We start from the raw sequence: 21,346 nt of genomic DNA, 5'->3' as shown, positions 1-21,346 counted from the left end.
CTCATGCCACATCTTATTTCTTAGTTCGCCGAGCAAAATCGCGGAAACTAAAGCGGTCCGCCCGGTGTCGTGATTCCGTATACTGGAACGCTCGCGCATCCGTGAGGCTCGTCACGCTTCGAACAACTGCCACATAGGCGCCCTTACTAATAGCGAGGTGTTCGCGGTCCTCATCAGTTGCCGGCGCCATCGTAATTTCCTTCGTCGCGTAACCGATCGTCAACCCAAGCTGATTTTCAAAATACGCGTACAGTGAGTCTTCCGCCGCTTGCTTGGGAACTTTCGGAACGATCGATTTCAAAATATAATCCTTATCAATAATAGCTGGTTCGCCATCGATCACTCGGACTCGTTTGATGGCCGTCACTGGCGCTTCCGTCAATTCGGTACCAAGTGACGTAAAGTCAGCAACCGGTAACGTTGCATCCGGTTGATAGTCATAAACAATATTTTGCGTCTTAATGTGTAACTTTTCGGCTAACTCTTTATAACTCACAATGCCAGAAACTGGAAATTCATACTGTCGATGCTCAATCACAATGGACCCTTTACCACGAATTTTTTGAATATAGCCATCCTCAGCCAATGTCGCTAATGCTTTGCGCCCAGTCTCACGTGAAATCCCATATAGCTCACAAAGTTGATGTTCACTCGGCAAATAACTCCCGATCGGGTAAACCTCCGCATCAATTTTCTGGAGCAAATCTTGATAAACTAAGGCCGCTTTATTCACGGCAACCACCCCTTTGTTATCGTTTTCATTTATGAATATAGACTTGTTTAGACAAGTTGTCAATATTTAAGTAATAACCCAATTAAATTTGTAGATTATACCAGACAGATCAAGTCTAGACATGTCTAGAGTTCACAAAATTCGAGCTTATATTTCAGTATTCAATAACTGCTTCATAATAAGTGCCAACACCTATACAGTATTGGTTGAACTAGCAGGATAGTCCGCACCACAATAAAAAATCGACATTCGCAGAGCGCTAACAGCAATCTCCAACCAATGTCGATTCTATATCTGATGATTTCATTAATATTACTATTTTCGCAATAAATCTTTCGCTTTCATTGTTGCTACTTCTTTTTTCATTTTTCTCTTTCGGTTCACGAGTGCATCTATCCAGATACCATTCAGCACGGCTTCGCCAACTAACAATACGGTTACTATTGATAATAAAGAGACCTCTTTTGTAAAAACAATGTAAATAATAAAGCCTAAAAAGCCAGCTCCCGGAATTGCCCCAAACCACCTTGGTAAGTATCGATCTAACATATAGAGCACTGCAACGACCAACATACCAATCAGAATTCCTTTAAAATCACTCATGTTGTTCCTCCCTAAAGTCAGTAATAATCTGTTTTGCTACCTCTAACGATAATTTCTCATCGATTACCAATTTCATAACCTTCGTTTCAAACGTATTTGCACCGTTGTCCTCAATAAAGTTAATTTTTTGAATAATCGTGTTTAACCGCATTCGCACGGTTGGATAACTCACTTGATAAATCTTAGCGAGTTGTTTTAGAGAACCTGAGGCAATAACCAATTGTTTAACAAATTCCTGATCCTCACGTTCTAAATTCACAAACCAGTCCATAGCATCCCTCTTTTTTAATATTGTTTATTAAACTTTGACATTGTTTATTATAATGTCAATAAAAAAGCATATATTTGATAACTGATACAATCCGGAGCTATTCAAATAAAGACGAGTACTCTAATCCAAAAGAATTACAGTACTCGCCTTATTTAGAATATTAACGCTACTAGTCTCAGTAAATTTATTAGCTGACCTTTAGTGATTCAATCCAAATGCCTGATTATCACTAGCATCCGCGCTAGCTGCATCACTAGCTGCTTGTTCTTCGGCCATCAACCGAGCGCGTTCATGTTTGTTATACCAAGGTGAAACAGTGAAAGCCAAGACATCGTTCATCAGATAAACGGAACTATTAATGAACATTGCTAGTGTCGCCGAACCTTGACGGAACGAGATGAACCAGAGGACCATTTGTGCTAAACCAGAGGCAATCCACCAGAAATACTGGTTGTTGTAACGGAGGAAGCAAATAACGCCGGCCGTTAAACAAATCGCAAAACTAATGGCATCGACCCATGGCCGGGGATCATCAGTTAAGGCACCAATAAGATAGCCGGAGATGGCATAAACAACTAAAGTTGCGACAATTGCGACGATCCACGTCTTACCCGTAAACTTCCGAATCTTTGAAACCATGTTGACGTTCCAATTAGCACTTAATAGTACTGGAATATCAAGCGTTACGACGTAGGCTAATTGTTCCCCAATGCTTAAATAGTTCTTAGCTGAAAAACCAACTACGATGAAGCAAGCGGCGGAGATGACGCCTAATAATCCATTGACTGACTTAGCCGCATTAATGGCTAACACACAAAGAACACCCAAAGTGGTCCCAATAAATGTTAAAATAGACAATGCTGTAATTGGCGCACTTACTAACGTCATTACTTGACATCCTAGGCTAAAATAGAATAGATAGTAGTTCTGTTGTGGCCAACCTTTTAGTTGGTGTGATAAGAATTTAAAATAATTACTCAAAATCATGCTCCTCTTTCCGTTTTCATATGCGGTTGTAGGTGTCTAGTTGGCCAACCAGTCACGTCACACTACTACATGTAGTGTTTCCGTTTAAAACAACACAATATATTGTATCATTATCTTGGCCGATGAAAAGGGTAAAATTCCAAATTTATATTGAATTGTTTACAATTAATCCAACTGCGCCCCGGCAATTTGGTATTTTTGGCGTGCTGATTTTTTTATATTTTTTTGATTTCGGCCTACTGATAGCGTTATCAATATCAGGTCAAAACAATGCGTTTTGTCGCAATACAATGCTTGCAGTATACTGGAGAGGAACAAACTTTTAGCATCACAATATAATTAATTTTTTTTGGAGGAACCTCATGATTACGCTTAAATCAGATCGCGAAATCAAAGGGATGCAAGCTGCCGGTGACATCATGGTTGGCCTGTTTCACGCCCTTGAAGACTACATCAAGCCCGGAATTACGACTTGGGATGTTGACCACTTTGCCTACGAATACATCGTTGCACACGACGCTACTCCTGGCGAACTCAACTTTGAAGGTTATAAGTACTCAACTTGTGTCAGCGTCAATGACATGATTTGTCACGGCTGTCCTAGTAAAGATATCTTGGTCAAAGATGGAGACTTATTAAAAGTTGATACCGTTATTAACTACCATGGCTACCTTAGTGACTCTTGCCACGCCTTTGTTGCTGGTACACCATCACCCGAAGTTAAAAAACTCATGGAAGTGACCCATAAAGCGCTATACCTCGGTATTGACCAAGCCGTTGTTGGCAACCGAATTGGTGATATCGGCTGGGCTATTCAGAATTACGCTGAAAACGAAATGGGTTACGGCGTTGTACGCGAATACATTGGTCATGGTATTGGACCGACGATGCACGAAAAGCCTGATGTTCCACATTATGGCGAAGCTGGTCACGGCACCCGTCTAAAAGCTGGTATGACCATTACTATCGAACCAATGGTCAATATTGGTGACTGGCGTTCTGGCGAAACTGCCGATGACGGTTGGACTGTTCGCACTTTAGATGGCAGTCTTAGCTGCCAATACGAGCACACCCTTGTCGTTACCGATGACGGTCCTAAGATTTTATCATCATTCGATAATGATTTTGATGCTAAATACTTATGGAATAAGTAATATCATTTAAATTATAATCACGAACAATCCCACCCTAGTTTAGTCACTTGCTAATCAGGGTGGGATTGTTTTAGTTATTATCAACAGCACGTTCACTAGCTATTGTCAGAATAAAACTAGTTATATGTGTCTTGGAAAACGTCTTGATTATAAGACATGAAAAACTGATATTGGATAAATTTTAACATCTTTATCCTCGGTCACAATCAACTGATTCAACCACCTAATATATTTATTTTAATGACAACCGTTTGGCAAAACTAACGCTGATTCAATAACGTTCTCAGCCAATCTTCATCTCTTACCGCTTATTGCAAATCGTCATTCACCACTTGACGCGCTCAAAATCATCTTGTATAGTTAGTCCCAATCAATCCAGAGGAGGATCAGACATGACTCAATTAACAAGTAGTGCTTTGAATAACTGTTGTTGCCGAACTGCGCGCTTATCGCGATGTTCGGCCTGTTAAGCATTGACTTTTTGAGGAGTGTCATCCTAAAAATCAATGTCCAGCATGGCTGGATATTGTACTGGGCGCGAGGAATTCATTCGAATTCTCGCGCCTTTTTTGTCGCTTTTGGCACCCCACCGCAGCGATTGGAGGAATTTATATGCTCATTCAGCACGTTCAAGAACTTATCGGCCACACCCCCCTGATGGCGTTACCCATCGAGGTTCCAAATCACAGTCACATCTATGCCAAGCTTGAAATGTTCAACCCCGGCGGCAGTATTAAGGACCGGCTGGGAGCCTATCTGATTGAAGACGGCTTGCAACGGGGCCGGGTTAACGCCAAGACAACGATTATTGAACCAACTGCTGGTAACACCGGAATTGGTTTAGCCTTAGCAACTCAAGCGCACCACCTACGTACCATCTTAGTCGTCCCAGAAAAGTTCAGTATGGAAAAACAAGTTTTAATGCAAGCATTGGGTGCTGAAATTGTTCATACACCTAGCGAGGAAGGAATCAAAGGTGCCATTCGCAAAGCTGAGGCACTAGCCGCAACGATTTCCAACAGTTACGTCCCCATGCAATTCAAGAATCCGGCTAATCCCGCGGCTTATTACCACACACTGGCACCAGAAATTCTGGCGGACATGCCTGCACCTATAACCGCCTTCGTCGCTGGAGCCGGTAGCGGTGGGACATTTGCCGGAGTAGCGGCTTATCTTCAAGCCCAAGATTCAGCAACCAAAGCCGTAGTCGTTGAGCCAGAAGGTTCCATTTTAAATGGTGGACCAGCTCACGCACATCGTACCGAGGGAATCGGCGTCGAATTCATCCCACCATTTTTCGATCAGGTTCGCATCGACCAGACACTGACCATCGCGGACAATGATGCCTTTGCCCAAGTTCGACACCTAGCCCGTGACCACGGTTTACTGATTGGCAGTTCTAGCGGCGCTGCGCTAGCCGCTAGTTTACAACTTGCCACCAACCTGCCTGCCAATAGTCATATCGTGACCATCTTTCCAGACAGTAGTGAGCGTTATCTGAGCCAAAAAATCTATACGAAATGAGGACTTTAACAATGAAATTTGAAACCCAATTAATTCACGGTGGTATCAGTGAGGACGCCACTACTGGCGCGACTTCGGTACCCATCTACATGGCCTCGACCTTCCGCCAAACAAAAATCGGTCAAAATCAATACGAATATTCACGGACGGGAAATCCAACCCGGGCCGCCGTCGAAGCATTAATTGCCACCCTCGAACATGGCAGCGCTGGCTTCGCATTTGCTTCTGGCTCCGCTGCCATTAATACCGTCTTCTCACTATTCTCGGCTGGTGATCACATTATTGTGGGAAATGATGTCTACGGTGGCACCTTCCGCTTGATCGACGCCGTTTTGAAACACTTTGGCATGACTTTTACAGCCGTAGATACGCGTGACTTGGCCGCCGTTGAAGCCGCAATTACCCCCACAACTAAGGCGATTTATTTGGAAACACCGACGAACCCGTTATTACACATTACGGATATTGCTGCCATTGCGAAGCTCGCGCAAGCACACGATTTACTGAGTATCATCGACAACACCTTCGCCTCCCCATACGTCCAGAAGCCCCTGGATTTAGGCGTTGACATTGTTTTACACAGTGCTTCCAAGTATCTCGGTGGTCACAGTGATGTTATCGGTGGCTTGGTTGTCACCAAGACGCCAGCACTTGGCGAAAAAATCGGCTACTTGCAAAATGCCATCGGTAGTATTTTGGCCCCGCAAGAAAGCTGGCTATTACAACGTGGTATGAAGACTCTGGCATTGCGCATGCAAGCCCACCTGAATAATGCCGCTAAAATCTTTACTTACTTAAAGTCTCACCCAGCAGTTGCTAAGATTTACTATCCAGGCGATCCTGATAATCCCGATTTTTCGATTGCCAAGCAACAGATGAATGGCTTCGGCGCAATGATCTCGTTTGAATTACAACCAGGAATGAACCCCCAGACCTTCGTTGAACATTTACAAGTCATCACGCTCGCCGAAAGTCTCGGAGCATTGGAAAGTTTAATTGAAATTCCAGCCTTAATGACTCACGGTGCCATCCCACGCACAATTCGGCTACAGAATGGCATCAAAGACGAGCTGATTCGCTTATCAGTCGGTGTTGAAGCCAGTGACGATTTGTTAGCAGACCTTGAGCGCGGGTTCGCTAGCATTCAGGCAGATTAAGCTGGTGTTTCAGACGGCTCGTGCCATTCTCAATCGTGACCCCGCCGCGATCAATTTGCGGACAGTTATGTTGACCTATCCTGGTATTCACGCGCTCGCCTGGTACCGGGTTGCCCATTATTTTGAAACACACCGTTTACCATTATTGGCCGCCTTGCTGAGCCAACATGCGGCCCGGCGTACCGGGATTCTGATTCACCCGGCCGCGCAAATTGGTCACCGGGTCTTCTTTGACCATGGTATTGGTACTGTCATTGGTGCAACGGCGGTCATTGAAGACGACGTTACAATTTTACACGGCGTCACTTTAGGCGCACGTAAAACCGAACAAGCTGGGCGCCGGCATCCCTATGTTTGTCGCGGTGCTTTCATTGGTGCCCACGCCCAACTCTTGGGTCCTATTACGATTGGCGCCAACAGTAAAATTGGTGCTGGTGCGATTGTTTTAGACAGCGTTCCCACCCACGTTACTGCGGTCGGTAACCCGGCCCATCTAGTTGCCACTCAATTGCATGCTTATCATGAAGCAACCAGCAATCAAGCTTGATTCTTATCAAAACTGTGGCTTATAATAACCGGTTGTTGATATCAGTTATTGTATCAACAATAAAACGTACTTATAAAATCAAAATTGATTTTATAAGTACGTTTTTACGTTACTTTGAAAATTCATTAATTTCATGTTGCTTATCAAGTGACAACCACCGTCATCAGCGAATTAGTTCTAATTGTCCGTCACTAGCCATATCCGCCAAAACCATTTCTTTAGTAAATTCGGGCGCATCATTAACTGTCGCTTGCGCTAGTATCGCCGTAGCAATTGCAAAATCTGTTGTTTTTTGTAGTGACCACCCCTCAATCAGGCCAGTAATAATGCCACTTGCAAAGGCGTCACCACTGCCGATTCTATCCAAGATCATCAATGGCCGAGCTTTGCCGACAACTAGTTGTTGGTGCTGATAACTAAAACCAGCAAACCACTTTTGCTGGCCAATTTGATAACGATAACTTCCCGCAAAATAGTCAATGTGATAATCACGCACAAATTGTTCATAGAGTGCTGCCTCGGATTCACGATTTGCAGATTGAGTGCGATCTTCATCATCGGGATAATCTAATAACGCCGTCAAGTCTCGTTTACTCCCAAATACAATATCCACATATGGCAGAATTTCCTGATATCGCGCTTTAAGCGTCTCATGGGCGACTCCCGTATTGAGCTGCTGACGATAATTGAAATCAAAACAAACGCGTTGTCCGTTCGCATGAGCCTGTTGTGCTAACCGCAGCGCGGCTTGGCGAACTGGTGCAGTCAGACTCAGCGTGATACCGCAGATATGCACAAACTGACAGCCAACCAACGCCGCCGCAATTTCCTGATCATCAGGAGGCTGCTGACAGAATGCGCTACTGAGCCGGTCCTGATAAGTGACCCGCTCCGGCCGCGACCCGTACCCAAGTTCGACGAAATAAGCACCCATATGTTGTCCACCAAAGGTAACGTAGTCATCCTGAATGCCATATCGTCGAAGTTCGCCCGCTGCTCGTTGACCAAGTGCATTGTCTGGTAGACGACTCAGTAGTCGCGTACGATAACCGAAGTGTGTCAAACTACTTAATAGATTGACGCCAGTGCCAACGGTGCTCATTCTCAGCTCATCAGTCTGTGTCAGCATTAAATGTTCGGGCACAGTCATGCGAAGTAACACTTCCCCAAACGCTAGGATTTTCATAAGTCACCGCCCATTAGAATTGTTTCATTATCGTCAGCAATTGGGCGACCGCTTCCGGTTGCGTCTCACCAGTAGTTGCATCGATAATCGAACTGTATACATGGGGAATAATCTGCCGTACCCCAGCGGCGACCGCAATCTGTACAATCTGTTGGAAATTAGTGAGATCCAGTCCACCGGTTGGTTCTAGACCAAATTCATTGTCAGCACACGCCGCAGCCACTGCTTTAAATTCTTCCAGGTGAGCCGTTCCTTGCATTGGAAAGTACTTCAGTGACGTCCCGCCCATATCCTTGAGCATTGTAATTGCGGTTGCAACGGGAATATTCGCTTTTGCTGACTGCGAACTAAGTGGCCCCGTTGCCACATTGACCAAACCGACTTCACCACTCGGCGCGACTAGCCCATTAATCACAGTATCGGCTTGACCTAGCAACGCCCGGCTAGTCGCCACACCAGTGAAGACTTGATTAACATGTTGTGGCTGGATTTCTGCGGCAACTCGCGCCACCATTGCACTTTGTTGCGGTGAACCAGCACCTAAACCAACCGAAACTGCATTGTTCACTGCGGCTTGGTAACGCCGCATATCAGTAATGGCAGACTCATCACTCAGATAGTTTTTCGTGAGGACACCCAACACCACGTGTCCTTCCGCAGCTGCATAACAAGCTTCCGCGTTCGTCACTGAATTAGCCAATACGTTCAAACAAATCCCATTTGGTAAATAATTAGGTGTCAGTTGCATGTGCTTTCCTCCTCAATAATGGTTCGTAATCGTTCAACAATTTGTGTCATTTCAGCACTTGTCAAAGCGCGGATATCAAATTCAATCAGTCCTTCGTTAACACGATATTCTCGTGGATAAATGGCTGGTCGACCTTGCCGTAACGCCTGACAGATTTTGGCCGCTTCAGCAATCCGCACACTCGCTCTAAAAATATCACGCCCAGCGCCGTCTTGAACCATTTCAACCTGGACATTCGGTAGCGTTTGTAATTCCGCAATAAAGGGGGCTAAGCGGGCTTTCATCGATGCGCCACTCTCGGGACCAGTTGTTAAATATTGTTCGACGGCAGCTACCAAACCAAGAATGTTTTCCTTACCGATCTTCATGGCCCTACCGATACCGTAGTTCTGTTGTCGTGCCCATTCGACGTACGTTTGACGTCCTAGAACCAGCCCAGATGCCGGCCCCGAAATTGCCTTAGCGCCACTGTAAATCACAACATCCACGCCTAATTGTAAATACCGACGAAGATCGCCTTCTGCCGCTGCATCTAACACCAGCGGTAAATGATGATCATGCGCCACCTGCAGGGCATCCGCAATCGTTAGCATGCTCTTTTGAACAGTATGGTGACTCTTAATGTAAAGGATTGCGACCGTTTGTGGCGTGATCTGCATTGCCAACTGCTCAGCCGTACATCGATTAGCATAACCGGCCAACACGGGTTGGGCTCCCGCAACCGCGAGCATCACATCAACAGGGGCCCCATAATCAACATCATGTCCAAGTGGCATGATAACCTCCCGTTGCGTGATCTGCGTTGTATATGGATGAGTCACATGATAGGCGTTACCACGACCAATAATACCGGCCAGCACTTGCGCAATACCGGCCGAAGCAGAATTGACGATCAACGCGTCCTCACTGCCGATTAAATCTGCCAAATAACGACCCGTCTGAACGGTCAGTTCGGCCATTTCAAAAAAGTTCTGGGCGCCCTGCTTTTGGGCGGCCGCAACTTGATCACTGACTTGAGAAACGCCTAAAATCGTCATCTTCCCATCCGCATTAATTACGGGCTTCAACCCGTATTTCTCATAAATATCCATGTATTCACTAACGTCCCCAGTGAGTAACTATCTCACCGATGGCACGGTTTCCTTTCGTCATAATTAGTTTCACTTGTCTACACCACACGTGTAGACCCTTCCGGCAATAACACTGTATGTGGGTATGACTTGGGTGGGCGCAATTCGCTCTTCTCCCGTTGAATCAACAACGATCTGGGGAGCCGTCACTGTCTGAAAGATTGTAAGATCAGCATCGTAACCCCGACAAAGCTGCCCCTTATGGGTTAATTTGAAAATACGTGCCGGATTGGTGGTAATCATAGGAATAATTTCCTCAAGCCGATATCCTAGCAATAGTAGCTTTTCCACACAAACTGCCAGACTATAAACTGGTCCATTCAGACGGTTACGATAATAAATATCTGAACTTAATGTTTGTGGAAATAGGTGTGCGGTACGGGCAAGCGCTGCTGTTCGAAAACTGAAGCTATCGGTCCCATGACCGACATCAAAAATAAGGCCCTTTTGATACGCCTTCCGAACATACTGTGCGACTTCACCCGTGGAATTCACAATACCGTTCGGCTTGCCGTTAAAACAGTGTGTTAAGACATCACCAGGCCGCATTAACGCGATAATAGCCGCCAATTCAGGGGGATTACTACCAATATGAACCATTAACGGCAACTGAGCCGTCAGATCCGCTTGATATTGTTTCGCTACTCGGAGTGGCTCGACACCATTGTCGCCAACTACTGATTTACTGACCCGTACTTTCAGTCCTACAATAAAGTCTGGATAACGTTGAATCGCTGTTCGTAGGGCTGAAAATGAAAGCTGGTTCAAATCGGCCAGCTCATCTTGAGCCACAATGCCCGTACGCGCAATATTAAGCAAGGCATAAACATTAGTAGCCGCCCGATGCGCCTGCTGGTACAAATCAGCCACATTATCCGCACCGGTGGAGCCCGCATCAATAACGGTGGTCACACCCGTTCGATAACCGATTGCATCGGCGTCGTCATAATAAAGCGCCGCGTGCGCATTGCAGTGCGTATGATCATCAATCCAGCCAGCTGTAATATAGCATCCCTGGGCATCCAAAGTTGGACAGCCGACTGGGACAGTCAGTTCAGTCCCCACTTCCGCAATGACTCCATCAGTGATTAAAACTGCCACGGGCGCACCGCTAACATCTCGGCCATTATGAATATATAACTCAGTCATGAGCGACCTCAAAGGAAAATTTCGCCCACGGCCCGATTGCATCCAATAATACGAGTTGGTCAGGATTGATCGTTGCCACCAGATTCTTCCGAGTATCTGTGTGTGGCTGTTGCACAATTTGTAATTCATGTTGATATTTACCGAACTGCTCATTGCCAATCACAACATCACCGCGTTGAAAAGTGTGCCGGTCATCGTTGACACGATTAAAATCATGATAGCGTTTGCGAACCTCTGTTGACCGAATCGTTATATCGTTGATATCGCCACGCCGCTCGTGCAAATTATCGAGTAAGATCTGGCGTTCTACGGGCTGGATGTCCGCACTAGGGGTCACCGCAAACGTGATTTGATAGCGGTTAAGCGCGCCGAGCTTTTGCAAATCTTCCGGCTTCGCATAGGCGTTACCAATGAGCACACTATCAATTAATCCTGTCGAAAAGAGGTGCTGTACCTGTACTTGTAGCGGCCAGTCACGGTGCATCTCTAAAGTTGGTAAGCCATCATTGATATCCCATGGACCGATTGTTGCGCCTGGCGCCGTGACAAACGCTGCCGTTTCAATTCCAGCTCGTTTGAACCGGCGTGAACACGCAACGAAAAAATCAAAGGGCAACCCCGTCCCACGTTGCGGATAAAAGTTATGGCAGCCATAAAGAAACGGTCGATTGGCACTGTATGACAAAATATTAGACAAATACTCAACGTCGTTACTCATGTTCAGTTCAAGATTAAGTCCCTGTGAGTTATACGATAACCAGGCTTCTTGATGCCCATCAAAGCCGGCGTCTAATCGGATTGCATCCGCTCCTAATGACGCAAAATAGCTTAGATCCTGATAGGACACACCTAGTTGGTCAAAAATATTCGGGGACACATCCAGGGTCGTGGTGAAGCCCAGCTGATGCGCCGACTGAATAATCCGCTGATATTTCTCCGTAACTCGTTCTTTACCGTCTTGTACTTCCAACATACTGACGAACAGTCGCGTAAACCCATAACTGGCAGCGACCTTTAAATAAGCCTGGTCGCGTTCAAAGACACTGTGATCTGGGTACAACGAAATTCCTAATGTCCGCTTCGTCATCCGCGTTTCCCCCGTTCCATTGCTTCAAAAACTTGCAGGTAGCGGTTCGCAATAATTGTTGCAAAATAAATCGTCACTACTATGGCAATCACAGCTGGTAAATGAAGCCAGCCGACTAGCCCGACCGTTACAAGGATACTCAGTAAAGCACGCCACAAAGTCTGACCCGTTCGTGCTTTGATCAAATATGCTGGCATCACCCCCCGACTCACTAACCATTCACTGCCGATTACGAATGCTGCTAATATCAATATTCCAAACATGCTATCCCTCTATTCTTTGCTAAGCTGTTGCTTCTCAAACACTTTGAAAAACGGATAATAGATAACAAGGTCAATGACAAAGTTAACACAAGAGAGTATCAGCGCCGGAACACTCCAATTTGTACTAATAAACGCACCGAGTGGTCCCGGAACAGTAAACGGTAACCTGGCCATCATCATCGGAACGACGCCGGTGATTGTCAACACGTAAGCTAAGCTTCCAGTAATTAAAGGACCAATAATAAACGGAATCCCTAGAATCGGATTCATCACGATGGGTGCCCCAAAAATAATCGGTTCGTTAATATTAAACAGACCGGGTAACAAGGACAACTTGCCTAGATCGCGTAAATAGGTCGATTTAGAAAACATAAACAACACAACCAACGCTAACGTCCCTCCGGCTCCACCAATCCAAATAAACCATTGCAAAAATTGTTCAGTAAAAATGGTCGACAGATTATGGGCGCTCGTGCCACTAGTGAACTCGCTCATATTTTGGGCAATCGACATTTCCCAGAACGGCCGGATAACAGGGTCCATAATCGCAGCCCCATGAATTCCTAATGTCCAAAATCCAGTAATGAGAAAAATCGTCAGTAGACCACCAAACAAACTATTGCCGACCAAAACACCTTTGAGGGGCATCAGTAGCGTGCTTAAAAATGAAGAAATATTAAAGTCCAAAAGATAGCGAATGCCCCAAAACAACACTAGGATAACGGCAGCTGGGACTAAGGCTACGAAGGAATTAGAAACTTCTGGTGGTACCCCTTCTGGCATTTTAATGGTAATATTGCGATTCTTTAAATAACGAAAAATTTCTACCGTCAATAATCCCGTAATAATCGAGCCGAACAACGACGAGGCACTCAAGTTAGCAATGTTAATGTATCGCCCACTGCTAATGACACCGCTAACATTTTTAGTCACGTGAACTGGTACTGCGGTCGACACGAGAAATGCTAAGACGGCTAAAACACCATTAGTTAATTTATCTAACTGATAACTTTCGGCAAGTGAAGATGCGATTCCAAACGTTGCGTACAAGGCCAAGATTCCAACCGTATAACGAAACGGCACGTCCAAAATTTCAGCGTAAGGCGCCAAAAAGTTAGCCACCGCTTCAATCGGCATATTATTGAGAATGGTAAAGAACGAGCCGACAATCGTTAATGGCAGCGTTGAGATAATTCCTTTTCTAATCGCGGTCATATGCCGCTGCGTGCCGACTTTATTCGCTACTGGCAAAACTTTAGCATTTAACATGTTGATAAAGTTATCCATATTACACCAGTCATACAAATATGGTATGCGTAGAAGTCTTAGTGTCCTCCGCGCCAAGAAAGTTTGTACATTTCCTTTCATGAGTTTACCGATGAGTGTATTGTTAATTACGCAACATCAGCAATCCTGACCAACCAATGCTGCTACGGTCGCTGAGCTAATAATCAACATCCGTTCCACCCCATATTTACTTTCTCATGGAACAGATTCAGTGCTGGTTTCGACAAAATTCACGTATTATTTTCAGAATGGCGTTCCCTCCTTTTGGCAAACATCATAACATTATAATGTTATGATGTAAAAAATAGTGAAACCCAATCGTATTTTAAACTTGTTGGTTGGACCAGCTGATATAAACACCATTTTTATCCCTCGCCTATCTCTAAATGTCTGAACACACCTTTTAAGGTCCGCTGAAATAAGGCCATTGCCCCAGCATTAACGGCAAGGCCCCAGACTTCACCCAACATATTCGGCCACTGTTATCTGCATAGCATCCGCCTGAACTTCCGACCTGATAAAAATGCGCTGACCACCACAGTGCATCAGCGCATATCAGACCGCGTATCGGTTCAATTTATAAAACGTCATAATTTATTTGATACGGGACAACATCCGTTTGATAAGTCGCAATAGAAAATTCAACTAGCCGCTGGTGACCATCATACCCCTTACGTTCGCGCCGAATCGCTAATGGCGTTTGACTTTCAAGCAACGCCCGCTCACTATCCGCCAGGGTGACAGCCCTGAATTTATCTTGAAAATGTGTAATCGTCTGACCATTCTCCTGTAAAATTTTATACAGTGAACGATGCCGAAGGGCCGTTAGTTTAGTAGGAACCAAAGTATTCGGTAAATAATGATCGACAACCGCAAATGGTTTTCCATCTAATAAATAACGGCGCTTAATACGTAACATCGTCCCTTGAGACTCGCTGGGTAGCAATGCAGGGACAGCTGGCACGCGTTCAATTTTGATCAACTCTTTGGTCAACTTTCCTTGCTGACCGACCGTTGCCGTAAACGACTGCGTCTGCGTCAACTTGTTAAATAGATCGTTACTAATAACGCGCGTGCCAATACCACTCTTCTTCTCCAAGTAGCCCTCACTGACCAAAACTTCGACCGCCTTGCGAATGGTAATCTTGCTGACTTGATAGTAACGTTCAAGTTCCCCTTCACTTGGAATTAAGCCACCTACTTCATAGTCACCATCTAGAATCCGTCGTTTAAGATCTGCGGCAACTTTTTGATATAGAATTTTTGTTCCCATGCTATCGTTACCTTTCACGTACATAAATTATTAATATAACTCTATTACATTTCGATCTAAAACACCAGATTACAAAACTGTCAAAATCGGTTTATTAAGCGGACTTAACAATCAAGTTTGGCCGTCAGACTCTGTCAGCACTTCATAATTATTTGTATAAATAATTTAAATAATTTTTTTGAGTGCCACGCACAAAGTCTTAATAAAAAATAAGGCCTATCAGTGGCTAAACGTGCTTTCACTGATAGACCTTATTCATAAATATTCAACGACTTATTTAGCCAATAAACTTCGCTGCAAATTCGCTGAATTGCTTACCAGCACCAGCTAAGAATGATTGGGTGCCTTCATTTGTGATATGACCATTTTCATCAGCCAACTTATCAGTATTACCGATGTACAATTCTGGTTGTTGCATCGTTGGCATGTCTAAGAAGACCAAGGATTGACGTAAAACATGGTGTGCTAAGACGCCAGAGATACCAGAGATCGATTGGGAAGCAACCAAAGCAGGCTTGCCGCCCCAAACACTTTGACCCCATGGACGTGAAGCAACGTCCAAAGCATTCTTCAAGGCTGCTGGGATGCTACGGTTATGTTCAGGTGTGACAAAGATGAACGCATCTTGAGCCGCAACGGCCTGACGAAATTCTGTATATTCTACGGGTGAATCCGCATCGTAGTCTTGGTTATATAGTGGCAACTTAGCGATATTTAAGTACGTTACTTCAGCGTCGTCTGGTAACCCAGCAACGATGGCTTCAGCGACCCCTTTAGAATAAGAATTTTTACGAATAGAACCTACAATTACACCATATTTTGTCATATCAAACAATCCTTTCAAAACTAATTTCTTCGTTTCACTTACTAATAGTAAGTATATCAAGTTGTTGAAAAAGTGCAACCATTTTAGCCTATCAATTTTCAAAATCACTTGTTCAATCGCCAAAAAACGTTGTTAAATCAAGACTTACGCTCCAGAAAAATATTTTAGTCTATGTCTAATTACCGACAGAAAAGGTCATCGGAGTATCAATGATTCCGATGACCCTTTCTTTATTTTCAATACACGTCTAATCGTCACGCATTTCAGCGCGATATTTGATCAACCCTTCGTTTAAAACTATCAAACATCTAAGAAATCTTGATAATCATTATCAACTTGTTCAACATACGCCGTGGCCCATTTAGCCATGGCTTCATCAAACTTCGCCGAATTTCCAACGTATCCCCGAATCATGGCCGCCGTTGGACTTTGCGCGTGAGCCTTTGCCAAAATCATTGCGCACGTATTTGCATAGGCTTGGAATTGACCCCAGTCTAGGGTTGGAATATCAATGGATTCCTTCATATCCCGAAATTGACGGACATAAAAACTCTTATTTTCCATTTGGAAATAGCCCAGGAACGCATCCGAGGTTGCTTGTAAAATGCGTTGCGAACTGACGATCCGTTGCCCTTCCGTCAATTCCATGGCGGCCGTTAACGCTGGCCGCGACTGGCTCCCGACTTTCCGCGTTGGTAAAGCTTCCTTGATTTGTAACACCATATGGCTACCATCCGTACTCGTCAGAAGAACCAAGTAACATAGTGACCCAAAACTCCCGACGCCCACACTATGCCGAATAATATCAGTAACTTCATATTGCGACAACAGCAAAGCGACATCGGTCCGTACGTTCAATAAATACTCGCTAATTCCGGCCTTTAGCCCTTGATAAGTTTGCCGATCAATATGGACAGAACGGGGCGCGTTCTCCTTAAATTGCCGTTCACCGCGACTATTAGTGACCGTAAACTTACGCACAACTTGTTCTGAATTACGTTTTTGAGCCTTTTTAACCAAGGATGCAATTAGATCGGCCGTATCTTCGGGAGCACCACCGAAGTTCAAGACAGCCTGAACTTCGTTATCGCGATAAAAACGGTCTAACGTCGTCTGATCAAACATCCGTTTGAGTGCTTCCCGATAACTCGCACTCGCCGCCTGTATCAATTTTTCGACCTTTTTTGGTTTAAAGTTAGAATCACGAGCAGCTAGCAACACACTAACTAATAACCGACGTAAATCCCATTCCCACGGATGGACGCCAGCTTCGTCAAAGTCATTTAAGTCAAATACCAGTCGCCGTTCTGGTGACGCATAGAATCCAAAGTTACCAATATGAGCATCGCCACAAACTACGGCGGGAATTTCAGTGGACGACTGGTAATCCAAATCGTAATCCATTAACTCAACTGATCCCCGGAAGAATGCAAAAGCCGAAGCGGACATTCGTTCACGCCGCAATGGTAATAGTTCTGGTACCAGCATCTCCCGCACATGTTTCAGATAATCACTGGCGTTTCGCTTCACCGGTGTAAATGTCCCTAATTTTTCAAATGGGGTGACTTGGCGCCGCGCCTTTCCTAGCGCAATTAATTCAGCAACCGTATGATGTTGTCGAATATGAGTTAAATCAAGTGGTGGCATAAGTATCAAATCCTTTTATGATTTACTAATTTTATTATAGCGATATCTTCCAACGATAGAAAATAATTCAGCTAGTTGAGCCCGCTTCTCGCGTCCCAATTATTGACCAGCTGACGCCAATTTACAAGCAATTTTCATGATAAAACGGCGATTCTAGTTGACGTACCCCTCAAAGTCACCTACAATTTAAGTTATAAATGATACCGCTTTCAAAAAGCGAGGAGGTCACGTATTATGGCAAATTCTGAAAAAACATTGGTCCTAGTTAAACCCGATGGTGTCAGTGAAGGACACATTGGTGAGGTTATCACCCGGTTAGAACGCAAGGGTTATCAAATTGCCGCCTTAAAGGTTATTAAAGCAACCGCGGAGCAACTTCAACAACATTACAGTGAGAAGGTTGGTAAGCCTTACTTTAAGGAAATCGAGACCTACATGATGGAAGGTCCACTCGTCGCCATTATCGTAAGTGGTACTGGCGTCGTCAAAGCGGTGCATCGTTTAGCTGGTAGCACCCGGCCTGCCGAAGCACAACCTGGCACAATTCGGGGGGATTTCTCTCATGAATATCCAGACGGTATTTTACGAAATATTATCCATACCTCAGATAGCCGTGAAAATGCGCATCACGAAATTGCAATTTGGTTTCCCGAATTAGCTGTCAAAGCACGAAAAGCAGACAACAAAGTAAAAGCCTAGCTTCATTTTTAACATCACGATTACGCAATTCGCAATTACTGATCAATGGTCTGAACGCCATTGCGTCCAGTAATTGCGAATTTGTATACACTGGGTGTTTTCCGTCACAACGTTAGTAAAGCTTCCAAAGATAACTCGTAAACTGGCCCCACTAACTACCAACACGCGCCGAAATTTTCGCACTAATCGTTCGCACTAGTTATGATTAAACCAATCAACTAAATGGTTTGGGGGAATCATTATGAACATAGTCGTTGGACCATATGTACGGCGGCCGCGGGCTGTCAAATCGGACCCGCGCAACACCAGTAAATTTTCGATGTTTAATTCGCTACGACGGATTGATGAATGCCTAGTCTTGATTAAACGTACTGGCACACCAGGATTAATTGATTCAACTGCAACGTTAGGTTTGAACCTAACCCACTTAATGGGATTGAATGTCATCGTAACTAGTCGTGGACGTTCCTTCACCATCATTGTTCAAGGTCGGCAGCGGTCGTTCACGCTGACTGGCTGTCTCATTGAAGACACGCTCTACAACGCCGTTCACCCAGCACAACCAGACTATCTGATTTCACTAAATCGCCAGCTCATTACCAATAGTGATGACTTAATTGAGCAACTCTATGACCACTATTAGCTGGCCAGCATCACGCACCAAAGGCTAACCCACCGTGTGGGTTAGCCTTTTAAATTGCCCCATATTAAATGATCAGTTGAACGACTTTAAGCAGTGTCGCGGATGGTTTAGCCGGAATCTTCATCTTTTGAACGGCTGGCATTGCTGTGTGAACATTTTGGGCGACCGGACCCACTTGCGAGCGTTGCCCCGAACGACTATGCGCAACCAATACGGTATTATCCGCATTCCGCGCGTATATCACACTATTAGTAGCATCTTGTAAATCATCACTATAAATCTGGGTCATTTGGTGATGATAGACCGCGCTGTGCGGATCGTCTGGCTGAATTCGCTGTCCGGCCGCAATTTTGCGGATATGTAACGGGGTTGCCTCGTTGATGACCCGAGTCCCCTTCAGGTGTAGCCAAACTTGTGCGGCTTCCACCTTAGCTGCCGGAAAATCACTAAGTTGTGGCTGACGGATTGCCTTAAACGTTGCTGCGGTACTACGCTGCAGCCGACGTTGATGATAGGTCCGGCGCTGGCTTGTATGCCGTTCAAGCTGCACTTGTTCCCACACCAAACAAGCACCAAAGAGGACGATACCGACCCGTAATGCCCAAATCAATTTTTTCAATGATTAGCCCCCCACTTTACCATAATTACGCTACTTAATTTAACATGGTCTTAGCTAATTATATTGGCAAAGCCGGTAATAATTTAATTATTAATAGGGCAGTCGCACCAACTCGCCATTTCTAGTTGCGCTTCCCCTTAAACTATTAACGATTTCTAACTTGACAGCTAAACTGATTTATTGTCAAAATCACTATTTAAATATTTTATTTTATGATGGCAATACAAACATTTTGATTATCGCGATATACTTAGACGAGCATTAGCTTTTTCAATAAGGAGGCACTACTGATGAACTCATTCAAGAACCCACTTATGACAACACCCTATCTGCTAGCCATAATCGCCACACTGACGATGCTAGTTAGTCCACTGACAACGGTTGTTATATCAGTACTGATATGGTTGTCGGGAATTACGCTGGTGTGGTTACACCGCCAGCAACGATGGCTCCGCTTCTTCTACGCACCCGTGTTTTTGTACACTTTTTTACTAGAACAAAGGTATTTCTCCCCATCAACCCAGCCACTGACAGAAACGATTCTCATTAACCTCGCAATTCTTGGCATTGCCATTTTCAGCACATGGGCAGCTTATCAATTACGTCATAACGCGTAAATTACTCACCAAGAAAAATAAGTCCCCCAGATGCGGTAACCGTTTCTGGGGGACTTATTGATTGCTTCAACAGCTACCGTTAAATAACGCTCGTTAGGCAGGCTTCACTTCGGCTAGTTTTTGATCCAGATATTTCTTCAATGCTGCTTGGGGATGAAAACCAACCACCTTTTCAGCGGGCTGGCCATTCTTGAATATCACTAACGCCGGAATACTCATAATCTCAAATTGTTGCGCAATTTTCTGATGTTGATCAACGTCGAGCGAAGCAAATTTCACTTGCCCATCGTACAGTTCATCTAACGCTTCAAGCACTGGTTCCTGCATCTTGCAAGGGCCACACCAATCCGCCCAAAAATCAACCACAGTTAACGCGGTACCATCAGCCACCGTCGCAAAAGTCGTCTTATCGACTGGTTCGATCATATCTAATCCTCATTTCCAATTGATTTCCGTTCTATCATAGCATGTTTTCCCACAAAATTATGACTTCCGGGTCTGAATCACGTACATAGGTCACAAAATCTTGGTATATCGGTGTTCTACCAATCAAAAATTCGATATAATAGCGTTATAGAAACGATATAACCTAAAGGAGGAATTTTTGTGTCCACACAAACAATCAGTCCCGAACAGGACTCCGAATTAGTCGCTTCCGTCGCCGCTGAACAACTCGGTATTAAAGCCGTGACGTTGCGCAAATATAGCACCATGGTTGAAAAACAGCTTAACGATGAAAATCGCTTCCGCCCGGCCGATAACAGTCATCGCTTATATACAGCCGCTGATTTAAAAACTTTTCAGGCGGCCATCGAACTCGCCGAACAGGGCACAACGTTAGCCACTGCGCTAGGACGGGCGTTTGGTGCTAAGGTCCCGACATCCAAACAACCGGCGGCAACGACGACTCAGTCTGAGAAATCAGCGCCTGCAACTACCACCAAGTCGCCCCTCATCACGACAACCACCGTCGATCCCAGCAAAATGGCACCAGCGGCCAAGCCAGATGGCCCGACTAATGCTGAGCTCTATAAGCAGCAAGAAATGATCATCCGGCGCTTAGATTCACTCAGTGACCGCTTAAACCAAGTCCTTGACCAACTTGATCAACAAGCCAGTCAAGCGGCCAAACCTTGGTGGCATTTTTGGGAAAAGTAGCCATATGCTGGTCAACATACTTGCTCATCAGACTTACT

General features: G+C 44.8%; 24 protein-coding genes. 8 read left to right on the top strand and 16 right to left on the bottom strand.

Going from position 1 to position 21,346, the window contains the following annotated elements:
- Positions 1-13: 13 nt before the first annotated feature.
- The 4 genes from treR to pnuC all read right to left on the bottom strand — a co-directional run bounded on the left by treR (position 14) and on the right by pnuC (position 2,594).
- The gene (gene treR / locus MZO41_RS03770) at positions 14-733 is read right to left on the bottom strand and encodes a trehalose operon repressor (RefSeq protein ID WP_003643703.1); all 720 of its coding nucleotides are present in this window, start codon (positions 731-733) and stop codon (positions 14-16) included.
- Between the two features lie 315 nt (positions 734-1,048).
- Complete coding sequence (locus MZO41_RS03765; protein WP_003641841.1) at positions 1,049-1,336, bottom strand: hypothetical protein; 288 nt, start codon at positions 1,334-1,336, stop codon at positions 1,049-1,051.
- Complete coding sequence (locus MZO41_RS03760; protein ID WP_003641840.1) at positions 1,329-1,607, bottom strand: DUF2089 family protein; 279 nt, start codon at positions 1,605-1,607, stop codon at positions 1,329-1,331. Before MZO41_RS03760 ends, MZO41_RS03765 begins: the two co-directional genes overlap by 8 nt.
- A gap of 198 nt (positions 1,608-1,805) precedes the next feature.
- Positions 1,806-2,594 (bottom strand): nicotinamide riboside transporter PnuC, encoded by a 789-nt coding sequence (gene pnuC / locus MZO41_RS03755; protein ID WP_003641839.1) that lies wholly within the window; start codon positions 2,592-2,594, stop codon positions 1,806-1,808.
- Between the two features lie 362 nt (positions 2,595-2,956).
- Between pnuC and map the strand changes: the two genes are divergently transcribed.
- From map to epsC, 4 genes are all read left to right on the top strand, one after another.
- Entirely contained in the window at positions 2,957-3,748 is a 792-nt protein-coding gene (gene map, locus MZO41_RS03750) for a type I methionyl aminopeptidase (protein WP_003641837.1), read from the top strand.
- Between the two features lie 612 nt (positions 3,749-4,360).
- Positions 4,361-5,272 carry a PLP-dependent cysteine synthase family protein gene (locus MZO41_RS03745; RefSeq protein ID WP_003641836.1) on the top strand — a complete coding sequence of 304 codons (912 nt, stop codon included), beginning with the start codon at positions 4,361-4,363 and terminating at the stop codon, positions 5,270-5,272.
- 11 nt (positions 5,273-5,283) lie between these two features.
- On the top strand, positions 5,284-6,429 hold the full coding sequence (locus MZO41_RS03740) for a trans-sulfuration enzyme family protein (RefSeq protein ID WP_003643702.1): 1,146 nt from the start codon (positions 5,284-5,286) through the stop codon (positions 6,427-6,429).
- Between the two features lie 4 nt (positions 6,430-6,433).
- The gene (gene epsC / locus MZO41_RS03735) at positions 6,434-6,976 is read left to right on the top strand and encodes a serine O-acetyltransferase EpsC (RefSeq protein ID WP_013355141.1); all 543 of its coding nucleotides are present in this window, start codon (positions 6,434-6,436) and stop codon (positions 6,974-6,976) included.
- A gap of 163 nt (positions 6,977-7,139) precedes the next feature.
- On the opposite strand, the gene MZO41_RS03730 is transcribed toward epsC, so the two are convergent.
- The 10 genes from MZO41_RS03730 to MZO41_RS03685 form a co-directional block, all read right to left on the bottom strand.
- Positions 7,140-8,162, bottom strand: a complete 1,023-nt coding sequence (locus MZO41_RS03730) for a sugar kinase (RefSeq protein WP_013355140.1) — start codon at positions 8,160-8,162, stop codon at positions 7,140-7,142.
- Positions 8,163-8,175: 13 nt separating this feature from the next.
- On the bottom strand, positions 8,176-8,910 hold the full coding sequence (gene dagF / locus MZO41_RS03725; RefSeq protein ID WP_011100938.1) for a 2-dehydro-3-deoxy-phosphogluconate aldolase: 735 nt from the start codon (positions 8,908-8,910) through the stop codon (positions 8,176-8,178).
- Positions 8,901-10,001: a DgaE family pyridoxal phosphate-dependent ammonia lyase gene (locus MZO41_RS03720; RefSeq protein WP_011100937.1), complete on the bottom strand. Its 1,101-nt coding sequence runs from the start codon at positions 9,999-10,001 to the stop codon at positions 8,901-8,903. The genes dagF and MZO41_RS03720 overlap by 10 nt, the downstream gene beginning before the upstream one ends.
- Positions 10,002-10,070: 69 nt before the next feature.
- A complete protein-coding gene (locus MZO41_RS03715; protein ID WP_013355139.1) occupies positions 10,071-11,189 on the bottom strand; it encodes an amidohydrolase/deacetylase family metallohydrolase in 1,119 nt (372 codons plus the stop codon).
- Positions 11,182-12,276, bottom strand: coding sequence for a DUF871 domain-containing protein (locus tag MZO41_RS03710; RefSeq protein ID WP_013355138.1), 1,095 nt, complete (start codon positions 12,274-12,276; stop codon positions 11,182-11,184). The genes MZO41_RS03715 and MZO41_RS03710 overlap by 8 nt, the downstream gene beginning before the upstream one ends.
- Entirely contained in the window at positions 12,273-12,539 is a 267-nt protein-coding gene (locus MZO41_RS03705) for a hypothetical protein (RefSeq protein ID WP_011100934.1), read from the bottom strand. Before MZO41_RS03705 ends, MZO41_RS03710 begins: the two co-directional genes overlap by 4 nt.
- Positions 12,540-12,548: 9 nt before the next feature.
- Positions 12,549-13,826, bottom strand: a complete 1,278-nt coding sequence (locus MZO41_RS03700) for a PTS sugar transporter subunit IIC (RefSeq protein ID WP_011100933.1) — start codon at positions 13,824-13,826, stop codon at positions 12,549-12,551.
- Between the two features lie 577 nt (positions 13,827-14,403).
- Entirely contained in the window at positions 14,404-15,099 is a 696-nt protein-coding gene (locus MZO41_RS03695; protein WP_013355137.1) for a GntR family transcriptional regulator, read from the bottom strand.
- Positions 15,100-15,376: 277 nt separating this feature from the next.
- On the bottom strand, positions 15,377-15,925 hold the full coding sequence (locus tag MZO41_RS03690) for an NADPH-dependent FMN reductase (RefSeq protein ID WP_011100931.1): 549 nt from the start codon (positions 15,923-15,925) through the stop codon (positions 15,377-15,379).
- Between the two features lie 300 nt (positions 15,926-16,225).
- Positions 16,226-17,572 carry a DUF2252 domain-containing protein gene (locus MZO41_RS03685; RefSeq protein ID WP_003641832.1) on the bottom strand — a complete coding sequence of 449 codons (1,347 nt, stop codon included), beginning with the start codon at positions 17,570-17,572 and terminating at the stop codon, positions 16,226-16,228.
- A gap of 234 nt (positions 17,573-17,806) precedes the next feature.
- On the opposite strand from MZO41_RS03685, the gene ndk reads away from it, so the two are divergent.
- Together ndk and MZO41_RS03675 are read left to right on the top strand one after the other, a co-directional pair.
- Positions 17,807-18,271 (top strand): nucleoside-diphosphate kinase, encoded by a 465-nt coding sequence (gene ndk, locus MZO41_RS03680; RefSeq protein ID WP_003641831.1) that lies wholly within the window; start codon positions 17,807-17,809, stop codon positions 18,269-18,271.
- 241 nt (positions 18,272-18,512) lie between these two features.
- Complete coding sequence (locus tag MZO41_RS03675) at positions 18,513-18,914, top strand: hypothetical protein (RefSeq protein WP_003641830.1); 402 nt, start codon at positions 18,513-18,515, stop codon at positions 18,912-18,914.
- A 64-nt stretch (positions 18,915-18,978) separates the two neighbouring features.
- Here MZO41_RS03675 and MZO41_RS03670 read toward each other — a convergent pair whose 3' ends face one another.
- Positions 18,979-19,533 carry a YdeJ family lipoprotein gene (locus tag MZO41_RS03670; protein ID WP_003641829.1) on the bottom strand — a complete coding sequence of 185 codons (555 nt, stop codon included), beginning with the start codon at positions 19,531-19,533 and terminating at the stop codon, positions 18,979-18,981.
- Positions 19,534-19,823: 290 nt separating this feature from the next.
- On the opposite strand from MZO41_RS03670, the gene MZO41_RS03665 reads away from it, so the two are divergent.
- On the top strand, positions 19,824-20,150 hold the full coding sequence (locus tag MZO41_RS03665) for a hypothetical protein (protein ID WP_013355135.1): 327 nt from the start codon (positions 19,824-19,826) through the stop codon (positions 20,148-20,150).
- Positions 20,151-20,243: 93 nt separating this feature from the next.
- On the opposite strand, the gene trxA is transcribed toward MZO41_RS03665, so the two are convergent.
- A complete protein-coding gene (trxA, locus tag MZO41_RS03660; RefSeq protein WP_013355134.1) occupies positions 20,244-20,576 on the bottom strand; it encodes a thioredoxin in 333 nt (110 codons plus the stop codon).
- 180 nt (positions 20,577-20,756) lie between these two features.
- Here trxA and MZO41_RS03655 point away from each other — a divergent pair, with 180 nt between their 5' ends.
- A complete protein-coding gene (locus MZO41_RS03655; RefSeq protein WP_003641826.1) occupies positions 20,757-21,308 on the top strand; it encodes a MerR family transcriptional regulator in 552 nt (183 codons plus the stop codon).
- Positions 21,309-21,346 lie beyond the last annotated feature (38 nt).

Source organism: Lactiplantibacillus sp. C232, from assembly GCF_023806725.1.
Lineage (GTDB): Bacteria > Bacillota > Bacilli > Lactobacillales > Lactobacillaceae > Lactiplantibacillus > Lactiplantibacillus plantarum.
This window is presented reverse-complemented; position numbering and strand designations above follow the sequence as displayed.